Origin of the sequence: Pseudoalteromonas tunicata, assembly GCF_002310815.1 — a bacterium.
Classification (GTDB): domain Bacteria; phylum Pseudomonadota; class Gammaproteobacteria; order Enterobacterales; family Alteromonadaceae; genus Pseudoalteromonas; species Pseudoalteromonas tunicata.
Genome location: NZ_CP011032.1, coordinates 2,786,812 through 2,801,560 on the forward strand (window position 1 = coordinate 2,786,812; position 14,749 = coordinate 2,801,560).

The 14,749-nt window shown below is 37.9% G+C and carries 13 protein-coding genes; 5 read left to right on the plus strand and 8 right to left on the minus strand.

What is annotated here, in order from left to right; genetic code table 11:
• The first annotated feature begins 30 nt into the window (after window positions 1-30).
• Complete coding sequence (locus PTUN_RS12705) at window positions 31-519, plus strand: hypothetical protein (protein ID WP_040643644.1); 489 nt, start codon at window positions 31-33, stop codon at window positions 517-519.
• A 64-nt stretch (window positions 520-583) separates the two neighbouring features.
• Here the strand turns inward: PTUN_RS12705 and tyrR are convergent, their stop codons facing one another.
• Window positions 584-2,140: a transcriptional regulator TyrR gene (tyrR, locus tag PTUN_RS12710; protein ID WP_009837323.1), complete on the minus strand. Its 1,557-nt coding sequence runs from the start codon at window positions 2,138-2,140 to the stop codon at window positions 584-586.
• Between the two features lie 300 nt (window positions 2,141-2,440).
• On the opposite strand from tyrR, the gene PTUN_RS12715 reads away from it, so the two are divergent.
• The 3 genes from PTUN_RS12715 to PTUN_RS12725 are packed head-to-tail and all read left to right on the plus strand — an operon-like array spanning window position 2,441 to window position 5,387.
• The gene (locus PTUN_RS12715; RefSeq protein ID WP_009837324.1) at window positions 2,441-3,391 is read left to right on the plus strand and encodes a UDP-glucuronic acid decarboxylase family protein; all 951 of its coding nucleotides are present in this window, start codon (window positions 2,441-2,443) and stop codon (window positions 3,389-3,391) included.
• A gap of 24 nt (window positions 3,392-3,415) precedes the next feature.
• On the plus strand, window positions 3,416-4,576 hold the full coding sequence (locus PTUN_RS12720) for a glycosyltransferase family 2 protein (protein WP_009837325.1): 1,161 nt from the start codon (window positions 3,416-3,418) through the stop codon (window positions 4,574-4,576).
• Between the two features lie 10 nt (window positions 4,577-4,586).
• Entirely contained in the window at window positions 4,587-5,387 is an 801-nt protein-coding gene (locus PTUN_RS12725; RefSeq protein ID WP_009837326.1) for a family 16 glycosylhydrolase, read from the plus strand.
• Here the strand turns inward: PTUN_RS12725 and PTUN_RS12730 are convergent.
• Genes PTUN_RS12730 through PTUN_RS12760 form a run of 7 tightly spaced genes read right to left on the minus strand, consistent with a single transcriptional unit; the run spans window position 5,384 to window position 13,420 of the window.
• On the minus strand, window positions 5,384-6,583 hold the full coding sequence (locus PTUN_RS12730) for a glycosyltransferase family 4 protein (RefSeq protein ID WP_009837327.1): 1,200 nt from the start codon (window positions 6,581-6,583) through the stop codon (window positions 5,384-5,386). The genes PTUN_RS12725 and PTUN_RS12730 overlap by 4 nt on opposite strands.
• An 18-nt stretch (window positions 6,584-6,601) precedes the next feature.
• Window positions 6,602-7,090: a hypothetical protein gene (locus PTUN_RS12735; protein WP_009837328.1), complete on the minus strand. Its 489-nt coding sequence runs from the start codon at window positions 7,088-7,090 to the stop codon at window positions 6,602-6,604.
• A 1-nt stretch (window position 7,091) separates the two neighbouring features.
• Window positions 7,092-8,615, minus strand: coding sequence for a lipopolysaccharide biosynthesis protein (locus PTUN_RS12740; RefSeq protein WP_009837329.1), 1,524 nt, complete (start codon window positions 8,613-8,615; stop codon window positions 7,092-7,094).
• A 27-nt stretch (window positions 8,616-8,642) separates the two neighbouring features.
• Entirely contained in the window at window positions 8,643-10,139 is a 1,497-nt protein-coding gene (locus PTUN_RS12745; protein WP_009837330.1) for an O-antigen ligase family protein, read from the minus strand.
• 12 nt (window positions 10,140-10,151) lie between these two features.
• The gene (locus PTUN_RS12750; RefSeq protein WP_009837331.1) at window positions 10,152-10,973 is read right to left on the minus strand and encodes a P-loop NTPase family protein; all 822 of its coding nucleotides are present in this window, start codon (window positions 10,971-10,973) and stop codon (window positions 10,152-10,154) included.
• Window positions 10,974-10,991: 18 nt separating this feature from the next.
• A complete protein-coding gene (locus PTUN_RS12755; protein ID WP_009837332.1) occupies window positions 10,992-12,413 on the minus strand; it encodes a GumC family protein in 1,422 nt (473 codons plus the stop codon).
• Window positions 12,413-13,420 (minus strand): polysaccharide biosynthesis/export family protein, encoded by a 1,008-nt coding sequence (locus PTUN_RS12760; protein WP_009837333.1) that lies wholly within the window; start codon window positions 13,418-13,420, stop codon window positions 12,413-12,415. Before PTUN_RS12760 ends, PTUN_RS12755 begins: the two co-directional genes overlap by 1 nt.
• Window positions 13,421-13,794: 374 nt before the next feature.
• Between PTUN_RS12760 and PTUN_RS12765 the strand changes: the two genes are divergently transcribed.
• Window positions 13,795-14,733 (plus strand): OmpA family protein, encoded by a 939-nt coding sequence (locus PTUN_RS12765; protein ID WP_040643645.1) that lies wholly within the window; start codon window positions 13,795-13,797, stop codon window positions 14,731-14,733.
• The last annotated feature ends 16 nt before the right edge of the window (window positions 14,734-14,749 follow it).

The following is a 14,749-nucleotide window of genomic DNA, read 5'->3' on the forward strand; positions in this document are numbered from 1 at the left end:
TTATCATTATCTCTTTTGGTTTTTCCGATTATGACCCGAACGCTTACTACAATAACGTTAATGTTAAGTCTGTGCAGTTTTAGCTGTTTTGCCGATTTTGATTTTGCCGGTAAAGGCACATTAACCTACCCTACAGGGTTAAAAAAAGAGTTTGAATTTGGTTTTTCTTGGCAAGCGACTACGGGTCAAATGCGCATTGGCAAAAAAAGTTATGCTATGAAAGAGCTCCCTGAATCCTATTCAGTAGCACTCGCATTAAGCCAAGACGATAAAAATGTTTGGGTGCAAGAGTTTGCCAAAGGATATTTTGAACAATTTGAATGGGCTTTAGGTGAACATACAATTACTTTGAAAAAACAAGTGCTTAGCAACCAGGTTAAAGGTGATTATGTATTAAATATTGATGGCACAGATTATTTTTTTACTGGCCGAGTAAGCAGCTTAAATATTGAGTTTGATGAAGCAGGAATTAAACAAATTACCGCTGATGGTGTCAGTAAAGATATGGGCAATAAATAACAGCCCCACTCCTCATTTCCAACCAAATAGCGTTACTCATTCGAATAACGCTATTTTAATCCAACTATACTTTTATCGATTTGCGGTTAATACCATATTCTCGCAATTTATTTGCCACTGCGGTGTGACTGAGGCCTAAACGTTTAGCCAGTTGCCTAGAGCTTGGATAAGCAGGATAAAGTTTACGCAGTAAGGTCGATTCAAATCGTTTCACCGCTTGCTCTAAGGAGCCTTCAAAATCAGATTCCAAATAGCCTAAATCATTGGTAAAACTAGGTAATTGTAAATGTTCTGCGCTAAGTACATCATCATCAAGTAACGATACAGCACGATAAATGGCATTTTCTAATTGACGCACATTACCAGGCCAAGGGTACTGTTGTAAATACTCTAAACAACCAGACTCTAATGTTGGCGCTGCTCGACCTACTTGATGAGCATATTTTTGTAAAAAATGTTCGGTCAAAGGCCCAATATCTGCACTGCGATCACGAAGAGGTGCAATATCTAAATTCAGCACATTAATACGATAATACAGATCTTCCCGAAACGTTCCTTCTTGCACCATGCCTGGCAAGTCTTTTTGAGTAGAAGCAATAATGCGCACATTCACTTTAATTTCGTTTTCACTGCCAACGCGGCGAAATGTCCCATCTTGTAAAAATCGTAGCAATTTGGTTTGCAGACGAGCAGACATTTCACCCACTTCATCAAAAAAGACCGTGCCACCATCCGCTTGTTCTAAAATGCCCCGACTCGGTTTTGCGCCATCTTCATAACCGGCATAACCAAATAATTCAGTTTCAGCGACATCATCAGGCAATGAAGCACACGATAATGCTAAAAAAGATTTCATCGAACGGTGCGAGGCATAATGACAAGCACGTGCCAGTAACTCTTTACCCGTTCCTGTTTCACCCGTAATTAAAATAGGCGCTTCAAGTTGTGCCATTTTTCGTGCTTCACGCACCACACGGCGCATGGCTGTACTATTGGTTTGAATCGTTGAAAAACTTTCTTGGCCATAACGACGAAATGCACTGACCTGCTGACCCAAACGGCTTTGTGATTTAATGTTGATAACAGCACCAGCAAGGATTTTATCAACTTGGTTTTCAGGCACGGAAATTGGCAAAATATCGGCAATAAAATCTTCGCCGTCGACTTCAACTCGAGTTGTTTGCCCTAAGACCTCTTTTCCTTCTAACCAACGGTTAAAATTAAAACCTTTAAGTAACGTATTAATATTACAGCCAATAATTTCAGACTGCGTAACATTAAGGTCGCGACAAGCGGCATCATTACATAAACGAACCATGCCTTTTGCATCAATTGAAATAATGCCGTCAGGGAGCGCGCTAAGTAAGGTATTGAGTTCGTTATGCTCACGCTCTGATGGCATAAATGCCGTGGTGCGCACATCTTCAACGCCATCAATCAAACGTATTGAAGGCATTATTTTTTGAAATTGTTCAAACTCAATCGGAGGAAAAGACACATACATACGGCAATGTTTCGAATCAACCTCAATACCTTTGAGATCAACATGATAACTTACCAAAATATTCAGAATCTCCTGTGCAATACCGATTCGATCAGCACAATGGATCTCTAAGCGCATTCAAACCTCAAGTCACGCAATATTAGATAGCCGAATCATACTCGAAAAAAAAGTCTTGAGAAGAGACTTTTGTAAAGAATATTGAACAAAATACTGTTTATTTCGCTTTATTGCCAAAATTAAAAAATCAACTAGGGGTTTTAATTTAAGTTTACGAAATTATTTCCTTAAAATTTAGGTTCCCTAAGACCAATTAAATGAGATAGATCAGCCATTCGTCGTATAGCACTCTATGCGGTTACGTTAAAACATGTAATAATTATCACAAATCAATAACAACAAAAAATATAAGATAACAGCATGTTAAATAAGAAAAAAATACTCGTAACTGGTGGTGCAGGTTTTTTGGGGTCACATTTATGTCGCCGCTTGATTGACCAAGGGCATGATGTTATTTGTGTTGATAACTTTTTTACTGGAGATAAATCAAACATCATTGATTTACTCGACAATAAACGTTTTGAATTAATGCGTCATGACGTTACCTTTCCTCTCTATGTTGAAGTGAATGAAATTTATAATCTTGCTTGTCCCGCTTCTCCAATTCATTATCAACACGATCCGGTTCAAACCACCAAAACCAGCGTGCATGGCGCCATTAACATGTTAGGTCTTGCTAAGCGCACCGGGGCAAAAATATTTCAAGCCTCAACCAGTGAAGTGTATGGCGATCCTATTATTCATCCTCAAGTTGAATCGTATTGGGGTAATGTAAATCCGATTGGTGACCGCTCTTGCTACGATGAGGGGAAACGTTGTGCTGAAACATTATTTTTTGATTATAAAAAACAACACGATGTAAACATTAAAGTGGCTCGTATCTTTAATACATACGGTCCAAATATGCATCCTGATGATGGCCGCGTTGTCTCAAACTTTATTATGCAAGCCTTACAAAATAAAGATATTACGCTCTATGGCCAAGGTACTCAAACTCGCTCGTTTTGTTATGTGAGTGATCTTATTGATGCTTTTTTACTGTTTATGGATACACCGAAGGAAGTCTCTGGCCCTATCAACTTAGGTAATCCAGTTGAATTTACCATTCGTGAGTTAGCCGAAAAAGTAATTGCTTTAACAGGCTCTAGTTCAAAAATAACCTTTGCGCCATTACCTAACGATGACCCAAAACAACGTCAACCCGATATTTCTTTAGCTAAAAAAGCGCTCAATTGGGAACCTAAAATTCATTTAGAAGAAGGCCTAATTAAAACTATTAACTATTTCGACAATATCATTAAGAATTCGTAATAAGCGATTATTGATAGGGAAACAATGTTAATTAACATCTTAAACGTTATTGCATGGGCAGTTTTATTTATTGCAGCTTTGCCCATCGTATATACGGGGATCATCACATTGGCCGCAGTGAGGAGGCAAACTCCTGCGCCAAACAATGCCAAACAATTAAAAATAGCCATTATTATTCCGGCACATAATGAAGCGTTATTGATACAAGACACGGTCAAACATGCTCTTGCACAAAGCTATCCCACCGATAAATATGCCGTATTTGTGGTTGCAGATAACTGTGACGATGACACCGCATATCTTGCTCAAGCTAGCGGCGCTCAAGTCTTTGAAAGACATGATAATCCCGGGAAAGGTCAAGCTCTGGAGTACGCATTTAACGCATTATTACTCGATGACTGGGAGGCATTTTTAGTTATCGATGCCGATTCAACCCTGAGCCATAACGCCTTATTAGCACTTAATAATGAGTTCGCAACTGGCGCAACTGCATTACAGCTATTTGATACCATCAAAAACCCGACCGCCAGTATGCGCACCTTAGCGATGCAAATGGGGATGTCATCATTTAATGGTCTTCGCCCTGCAGGTAGAACTGCTCTTGGTCAATCTGCGGGCTTATTTGGCAATGGTTTTAGTCTACTGCGCCATACTATCGAACAATGCCCTTATAAAGCGCATTCAATTGTTGAGGATTTGGAATACCATATTTTTTTACTCGAACATGGTCACAAAGTAAGACTGGTTGAATATGCAAGTTCTGCTGCGCAAATGCCCGTCACAGCAAAAAATGCGTCATCGCAACGAGAGCGTTGGGAATTGGGCCGAATTGCAATGATCAAACATTATGCAAAGCCACTTTATAAAAAAACACTGCAAGGCCATCGCTGGGCGCTTGAAGCCTTAGTTGATATCATTATGCCTCCAGCAAGCTTAATGATGTTGCTCACTGTTGTTGCTATGGTGCTCGGAAGCCAATTAGTAAAAATAGCGAGCTTGATTTTAATTGCAACCTTGGTATTACATTATTTAATTGCTAGCCTAAGATTTGGCTCGCTGTTAGGCTTTTTAAAGGTTTCCATTTTTGTACCTTGGTATATTATTTGGAAAACTTGGTTAGTATTAAAATCAATTATTCGTAAAAAGAAATTACCTTGGATCAGGACAACTCGGCATAAAGAATAAGGAGATACCTATGTCATCATTTGGCCAAAAAGGGCTCACCGCGTTATTACTATTATTCAGTATCAGTATTCACGCAGATCCCCCTCGTTATGGCGAGTGGAAATATCTCGCTCACGTATCTGATGAGTTTAATGATGACAGTATAAATCTAAATAAATGGCAAAATATTCACCCTCACTGGGCTGGCCGTGCGCCTGGTATTTTTATGCAAGATAACGTCAATTTAGTGAATGGCGAACTTGTACTTTCAGTGACCGATGAATCTAATGGCAAAGGAACGCTTATTGGTACTTCATTTGCCAGAACAAAAGAAAAAGTAAAATACGGTTATTTTGAAATCAGAGCTAAAGCAAATCGTTCTCGCGCTTCAAGTGCTTTTTTTCTCTATAACTGGACAACCACTGGCACCTATGAAATCGATATTGTTGAAATTGGTGGCGCCTCTACAGGTAAAGAAAGAAATCATCATTCAAATGCTCACGTCTATTATGGCGACCCAGCATTAGAAGATGACACAAATCGAATCTCTGATCCTAAAACCTATGTTAACGACACTGCTCTTGCGGATGATTACCATGTATATGCCGTTGATTGGGATGAATTAGAGATCCGCTGGTATTTCGATAATCAATTAATCCGTCGAAAAAAGAATATCCATTGGCATACCCCCATGCAAATCACCATAGATACCGAAACATTTCCAAGTTGGCTTGGCATGCCTCGTAGCAGCAATTTACCTGCTGAATTTAAAGTAGACTACTTACGCGTTTGGCAACGCAGTGACATAGTCTATGGCGAGATCAAACGCTAATATTGCTGATGAACTTGTTCAAGTAACGACATAACGTTTTGCGCGTTATGTCGCCAAGTAAAATGTTCAGCTACTCGCAAATGAGCCTGCTTTCCCAGTAAAACTGCAAGCTCAGGCTTATCTATTAATTTCATTAACTGCGCTTGAAATTGCTGTACATCACCACGTTCAAACACTAGCCCCTCTATATCTGATCGCATCACTGAAATTACCGGTGCAGTACATACAGCCACGGTAGGCTTCGCCATAGCCATATATTCAAACAATTTAAGTGGTGAGCAATAATCTTCTGTATTAGGCAAAGTCGTAATGTCCATTTGCTGGATATAACGAGGAATGTCTTCTCTTTCGACATAGCCAGTAATAGTGACATGTGGTTTTACATCCGCAGCATTCAAACGAGCCAATAGTTGACGCGAATCTTGTTTCGCATGACCCACTAACAGTAAATGTACTTTATAGCCAAGCGTTAATAAGTTAATAAAACAGGTGATTAATAAGTCAACCCCATGCCATGGCGCAAAACTCCCGACAAAGCCAATTACAATCTCCTCTTGTGAAGGCTTGTTACTCTTAGGCATATTTATTGGTACAAGTTCTTTATTAAACGCCTGTAAATCAACGCCATTGGCAATGGTCTCAAACGGTTTGTCGATTCCCTCGAGCTTCGCTTCGGCAACAATTTCATCAGAAACGGCAAATGCACCAGAGGCTAATCTAAATACATTTTGATTAGAAAATAACTGTTTGAAATAAGAAAACTGACGATAATCTGAGGTTAAACTTTCGATAGAAGGAGAGTTAAACTCAAGCACAACCGGAATATTTAACCAGCGACACGCCCAAATAATAGAAATGGTATTGCCACCATAACGGGTCAGTACAATATCCGGCTGCTCTGCTTTTAATAGTTCAATCTCTCGATACATACGAGCGATATTGGCAAGTAAGGTTTTAAAGTCTTTTAAATACCATTTGGCTAAGTGAGTCTTAAGCTTGTCTAATTTTGACTCAGCTTTAATATCCTGCTCTTTAGGTAACACTTGCGTAGGAGCAATTACAGAAAAATCAATGCCCTGTTCATTACACAGTTGGCCAAAATGCTCTTTAAATGCATGAGTATGGGTATTTGAACCGTCACTGCGATACTTTTGATAGTGAAAATACAGGCATTTGGTGATTTTATTATTTTTCATTACCACTGGCTCTTCGCGTTAATCTATCGGATGGATTGAATTGACATTATATACTTTTAACAATTTTGCTCGTGTTAACATCCCTTTATAGTTATGAATATTCACCATAACTCGAGTCCATCCTTGTGGAACAATTTCTACTCGGCTCATATAAATGGTTTGATCAATTACCACATTATTTAAATCGTCTTTCATACCAGATTGAACTTGAATATCAATCCAACTGCGATTAACTAAAGTACTTCTATCGTCATAGATATACAAAACCAAGCCATTTGGGGGCTCTTGCTCCCAGCCATAAATATAAATAGTCCCAGCCAGCATATTTTCACTGTCATTAAAGCCTTTTGGCCAATAAACAAAACGAGGATCATAAGCAGGATCTAAGTTTTCAAATGGCGTGGGTGTATAATTATCAGGAAAAACGCGCTCAACCTCTTGTTTAGTCGTTGATGCAAATAAAGAGGTTGATAATATCAGCAGCGTGAAAAAAATTGTTCGCAACATATCAGTACATTCCTGAGTAATGAGGTGAAAATCGAATCAAGTAACGAATTAAAATTGCTGGCATTTTATGCTGCACTTTATCTAAACAAATATTAGGCATGGTGCCAATTAACGCTTTTGGTAAAAATAAAAAACCTGCAATAAAAGTAATCGCACACACAACGATAAATAACCCTAACGAAATCTCATAAGGTAAACCTTCGACCTGCAACATCAAGCGATTAAATACAATGCCAACTATCAAAATCAGCGCCGATAATACAATTGCGGCTTGTTGTGATTTAAAAAATTCAAACCAAGAAATAGCGACTAAACGTAGCACTAACTGAGCCATCATGATGTACAAGAAAAAAGATGCTATCACCACAACCCAAGCAACATATTCAAGTCCCCACTGCACAGCAAAAAAGCAACCGACGCCGAGCTGGACCAAATAAACACATTGCCTGCGAAGTTCAGCATAAACAAACCCCAAAGCTTGCACTAACGAACCGGCTAAATTAAAAACACATTTAAATAAACCAGCTAAACACAAAATTTGAAACGGCACGATAGCTTCAAGCCAATTTTGGCCAAATAATCCTAAAATCACCCATTTAGCACCTATAAAAAAGCCAGCCAAAATAGGAAATATAATCAAAGAAGTAAGTTCAACAACCATCAAATAATCACGCTTTAATTGCGATTTTTTATGTTGATTTTTAGAATAAGATGAAAACATCACCCCGGTTATTGACGCTGATATTTTTGCAATTGGCAAGGTCACCAAGTGATACGCCCTTGAATATAAACCCAAGGCTGAAGCGCCCAAGTATTTCCCTATAAAAACGTAATCGACGTTAGCTGCAAAATAATTGACGAATCCAGTCGCACTTTGCCCCGCGCCAAAACTCATAAGCCTCAAGGCAATTGCATGTTTATAACAAAATCTAAGTGGAGGTTTTGCAAAAAATAATAATAAACACAGCATTAAAAAGCTTTGGCATATTGCACCAAAGACTAAGGCATAAACGCCAAAATCAAGTAACGCAAAAACTACTGTAACAACAACATAACCAACTAGATACGATATAAAATCAACCATAAACAATGCTTTAAAATTCATTTCTCGCACCAACAAGCCACGCGCGATTGAACCAAAGGCACTAAAAAGCAGTGTAACTGACAACAAAATGAGGATGTTTTCTAATGCAGCAAAGGTAAAATAATCTACGAGTAAGGGAGTGAGAATACAAATTGCGCCAGTCACTAGCAGACCAAAAAATACCGAAATAGTATGAGCGATTTGAATGTCCTCTAAAGACAAATCCTTTTTTTGTACAATTGCAGGGCCCATGCCTAACGAAGATGCTAAATCACCCAACCCAATCACTAAAATAGCGATAGCCATTAACCCAAAGTCGGTAGGTGGTAATAAACGAGCCAAAATAGCCATAACAACAATAGAAGAAACTGCCTGAAAGGCAACGCGCAAGCCGTTCCAGCTTATGCCTTTAATCACAGAGTGCGGATTTTGCTCACTCATCAACAACTCGTCATCAAAAGCAATTGGTTACTCATTGATATTATCTACTTCTCGTTGCTTAAATTTAATTTTCTGACTGTAGGCAAGGCCTGCAATCATACCCAGCAGCACCCAAACAGCCTTATTCATATAGGCATCATCAAGATTTACCAGGTTGTGAATAAGCCAAGTCACTACCCCACCCATCAGGCCTAAAATCATTTTTTCATTGATGCCTTTTAGGTGATAAAACGAGCGCAGTCCAAGCCATAAAATATAAACAATTAAGGCTAAAAACAGAATTAACGATGGCAGTCCTGATTCTGCAGCCATTAACAGATAGGTATTATGAACAGGGAAAGGATAGTACCTAGAAACATATTCATTTGTATTATCATAATGCTGCATCCGAGCAGCATAAACATTGAGGCCAACACCCAGTACTGGGTTATCAACAATCATGTTTTCAGCGACCTGCATTAGAGGTACGCGCAAATCCGCCGTGCCATAATCTTCACCAAATATTCGGGTGCGAAATGTTTCTGAAGCAGTTAATAAAACCGTAGCAGCTAAAATAGATACCATGATAAAACTAAGTAAAACTTTAATTAAATTAAAACCTTGCTTATGCATTATCAGAATAAAACAAATACTGCCCGAAAATGCCAATGCAAGCCAACCACCACGCGAAGAAGTCCAAAGTTCAGCCAAGAGTGCCAAAAAGATACTAATACCAAAAAACATCCGCCAAGCGACCTTCTTTTCTTCAAAAAAGAGTAAACAAGCCACAGGCAAAAATAAATTAAGAAACATAGCCAAGTTATTAGGGTGCGAGAGTGAGCCTGCAACCCGCTTTACTTCCTGATTACCAATCAAACTCACAATGTTAATTTGCTTACCAATCACTTGCTCGGTAAAGATGGCACCTACAAACTTTTGCTCAAGCACAATAATCCCTTGCAGCAATAAAATAAGGGCAAAGATCCGTCCTAATATTTGTAAGGTTGCTTCGTCTTTATAATTATTTCGAAAAAAAGTGAAGATAAGTATCGCTTTAAAAAACCACGACAATGCACTAAAGCTATAAAATGGGAAGGGGGAAATTAAGCTTGAAAGTAGATTGAAAAAAAACAACAGTGAAAAAAACCAAATAAAAACAGGCTCAAAGCGAAACGAACTGCTTTTATCTTGATTATGCTTCCATAGCCAGTAAAAAAACAAAGGAAAGAAAAACAAATCGAATAGAGTAACTGAAAAACCATTAGCCGAAACATAAAAAGGCGTGTAATCGCGATAAAAAAAGTTAATATCAAAAAATATTGGCAAACTAAGTAATGCAGCGATTAACAGCGACAGTTTTAGTTTATTTGAAAACACAGTCACAAATAATAATAACGCAACTGCAATCACAGATCCTAAAATAACTAAGGTCCAACGAGCAGAAACATTGCTCATAGACACCACAAATGCAGCACCAACTAATGCACCAAATAAGATAGCAAAGACGAGCTCTAGAGATATCTTTGAAAAGTTTGGTGGCATCATGAGAATTCGTATTTAAATAAACTTCATTAAAAATCTAGGAATAGGAAATGTCCTGAAATTCAAGATTGAACCTATTATGTTTGCACCGCACTCTTCTAAATCTTCAATTAACGCATTTAGTGCCGGTAGTCGAGTTTCACCCGATTTACTGATCAAAACCACTCCATCTGCTAAATGAAACAAAGATAAAAAGCTTGGCACTTGCGCAACAGATGGCATATCGACAATCACCCAGCGATAATCTTGTTTAAAAACAGCTAACAAACTAGAAATGATACTTAAAGTACCCGCTGATTGAATATCTTTTAAATTAATGTCAAAACAGACTTCGGTAAAATTACAATACTCAAGCTCATTGATAAATTCATCAACTGACTTGTTTTTCTCTACCAACGCTTGAAATATCGGCGAGGTCTGTTGTTTTGTCAGCTTAATAGAAAAAAAGATACAGGCTTTTTCAGAGTCATAAGACGAAAGTAAACGGGTAGCATAATACGAAATCGTGGTATTACCCACTTTCGGATTAACGCCTAAAAACATCAGCATCTGTGGTTCATCATCAGCACTTGAAATTAAACCTGATGTGATTTTGTTCAATGAACGTAACCAGACAGTATTATCTAAAGGTTTAAGAGTATGGCTTTGCAAAGCTCGCTGTTTTGTTACTGCAACGTTATCAAGCTGCTCTATTTCTTCTAGCTGGGCTAAAGGCTCTGCTAACTTCTGTTTCAGACTAGCAATATCAGCTTCATTTACTTGTTCGGTTTCTCCACTGACATTGATCCGATTCAACTGTGGATAAAGTTTGTTCATTGCATCAAATACGTTAGCCATTTTATTACCTAAAAAGAATTAAGCAGAGGTGTCATCTAGCGAGCCTAGATACCTAATTTTTGTTTTTGAAATAATATCATTTGGCATAACCACTCGTTGATCTAGCGAGTAAGCTGCGATACATAAGCCCATTGCTAAGAAAAAAGCCAATATAATTGCCATTAACATAATTTTTGTTTTTTGTGGAAACCAAGGAACTAATGGTTTTACCGGACGTGTTGCAATTGAAACGTTTGCAAACAAAGCTTGGTCTTTTTCTAAATTGATCCGCGCTTCTTCACGTTTAGTGCTGTATAGGGTGTAGTTATTTTTAGCTAAATCGTGCTCTAGCTGCAAACGTTCTAAATTAATCGACGATGCGGTTAATAAACCAAGGTCTTGCTGTGCTTCAGCTATTTTAATTTCTATTTCTTTAAGCTCACTTTGACGACTTTTTACTTTAGTCTCTAACTCGTCAATAATTTGCTTCATTTGAATATGGATTTGCTTATGCATATTACGATATTGACTTTCTGCATCTGTCACAGCTTTTGAGTCTGGTAAGTAATCACTCATAGCGCGCTGTTTATTGATAATTAATTGAGCTAATGACTTAGACATTTCAATTAATGCAGGAAAACTGTCTAAAATATCCCGCGGCAAACCGACCCATTTATCATCACCTTTAATATTTTTCTTAATTTTAGTGATTAATAATAAACGTTCGTTTAGTGAGCTCGTGTCCATTGCCACTTCCGTTTTGCGATACTCCAAATCTCTAATTAACTGTAAAATATTTTCTTTTTGTAATGTAGGGCTTGCTACATTCACTCGTTGGCTTTCATTAGCTAAATTATTAGTTAACTCAGTAAAACGGGTCTGAAAAGTATCTGTTTGTTTATCAAAAAAATCTAAACTACTTTTTGAAGTTTGATTTACATTAATATGATAAGAAATATAGGTATCGATAATACTATTTAGTTGCTCAACAATCGCTTGTGGATCACCACCTCGCAGTTTTAGCTGAATAATATTTGATAGAGATAATGGCTCAGCTTTAAATCCGGCACTTAATTTTAAAATGGCTTTTTGAATTTCAAATTCATCGTTACTTGGCGCCAGATGGTGACTCATCACCACTTCGGTCATAACAGGTTCAGACTTTAATAATTCGATAACGGTATTGATCATTTGAGTATCAACACGATTTTCGTAATTCACCCGAGAAACATCTTTATCAAACACTACAGGGGTTTCAATTTGCGGCTTAATCACCAATTTAGCATTTACTTCATAAATAGGCGGATACAACAATACCACAGCCAAAGCAGCAAAAACGACTGCAAAAAAACTGCCTAAAAACAATGTTTTTTTAATGAAAAAGATACCAACTATGTCACGGATGGTTTGATTTTGTTCTTGCTTAGGCAATTTTTTATTTTTATATGTTCCGTGTTCCATTAATCACCACTATGGATAAAATTGACTGATTCAGAAACGCTATAAATTAACCCCAAATCAGCAGGGATTAAGCGACGAATAGTATCACCAACAATTGCAGCCCGACCTAAACGACTAGTTGGTACGTAAATAACATCGGCTTGACGAAGTAAGGTATCGCTTCCTATGTTTCCAGTATCAAAAATATTCTCGATATCAACTAAACGACCCACCGCATTATTTCTTTCATCACGGGTAATTAATAAAGTATCCGATGCAACTGCATTAGGCATAAACCCTTTTGCCATAGCAACAGCCTGAGTAACCGTGGTTGGCCCCTGCAATTGATAATAGCCAGGCTCTTTCACTGCGCCCATAATATAAACTCGGTTACCTGTTGCATTAATTAATGTTACTGAAGTAAACATACCTGGAACAAGCTTTTGATATTCATCATTAATTTCTTTTTGAATTTCTTCAACTCGCATTCCGGCAACGCGCATCGGCTCAATCAGAGGAATTGCAATACGGCCATCAGGCTGAACAAGCGCTAAACGGCTTTGGCCTCGGGTAGCTGTTTTTATTGATTCTTTAAGTTCGCGAATACTTTCGCCATAACGCACTAACGCCACAGTACATTTAGGATTTCTAAGAATTGGGGTATAAGCCTCTTCTATTTTGGCCGCAAGTTCCATTGGTGTAAAACCAAAGGCCTCGATATCGCCTAAATGAGGCACTGTGATCATACCATCGGGACGCACATTTAATGAGCGGTCGAACTGGGGATAGTGTGGAAATTCAATTCGAACCTGATCACTAACAGCAATTCGGTACACATCTTGTTTTCTTACATCGATATGATATGAAATTTCAATTTGATCGCCAGAGGAAATCATATAATCATGACTGATGTACAATACTTTATCGTCATATACTTGGCGATTATTCGCTATCTGCGCAGGGCCAAAAGGTGCTGTACAAGCGACTAGCAAGGACACAAGTAATGAAACAATAAACAATCTATACATATTTAATGAATCCCAATAACCCAAACGGCAAATAACACAAGAGAATCTAATTAATTAGCCACTAGACGCAGACTAAACTAGCCATATATTATATTTTTTGGCTTAAGTTTGACAATAACATAATATTACAAACTAATCCTTATTTCTGAACTACTGCTGAATAATTATTTCCGTAAAATCAATCGACTTGCAATCGCTGCAATAATAGAAGTTAATGAAGCGTAAATAAATCATTTGCAATGCCACAACAAATTGCGTAATAAAAAAGCAATAAAAATCAATCAGGCTTGAACCTATCATTACTATTAAAAACAATAAACTATGTTATTATCTTTAGCGATTTTCAATAACAATGGACTATTTTGGAACTACTTATGAACACTCATTTACTACCTCGTCTCTTCTATATTTCATTGTTTTTTATTGGATTTAGCTCCATAAACGGCTGTACAAGCCAAACTCCCCCTCCAGAAACATACCAACCTGAAGGGCTATACGAAGAAGATTATTCGAGCTTTTATTATTATTTATACGAAGGGTATTTAGGCCTAGCAAAACAAGAAGATAATGAAAATGATGTCGCCGATCACGCATTATTCAGTGAAAAAGCTCAGCGCGTTAACAATGGTAGAATTGTAGAGCCACAGCAACTTAACATGCGTCGTATCCCTGAACATGCATATGAAGAATTAAAAGTCGCACGTCACGCATTAATGCAAGCATTCTCATTAGGCAGTAAAGAACGCCTGCCCGCACCTTCAGCACAAGCCCAAGTAATGTTTGATTGTTGGATGCAAGAACAAGAAGAAAACTTCCAACAACATGACATTGACGTCTGCAAACGTGACTTCTTTAAAGCGCTTGCATTAATAGCACCACAACCTACAACAAAAGCAGAACCCGAGACAAGAGTAGCCAAAGTTGAGCCGTGTGCCTGTGATGAAAAGCCAGCCAAAAAAGAACCAGCAAAGAACAAACAGCCACCTGAATTTATTGTTTATTTCGAATTTGATAAAGATCATCTAACCAAAACAGCGATTGCTACTATTAATGAAGTAAAACAAGCTGTAAATGAATGGAAACCAAAGACGGTTGTACTCTCTGGTCATACCGATTTAGCCGGTCAAAATATTTATAACGAAGGCTTATCGACCAGACGTGTAACAAATGTGCTTAATGGACTTATTTTGGCTGGTGTTCCTGAAAATAAAATAGACATCAGCGCACTTGGTGAGCGCCACCCTGCAGTTAGAACTCCTGATGGCACTAAAAAAGCAGAAAACCGCCGTGTTGAAATTCATTTAGTACTTTAAAGAACATAGCTACAAA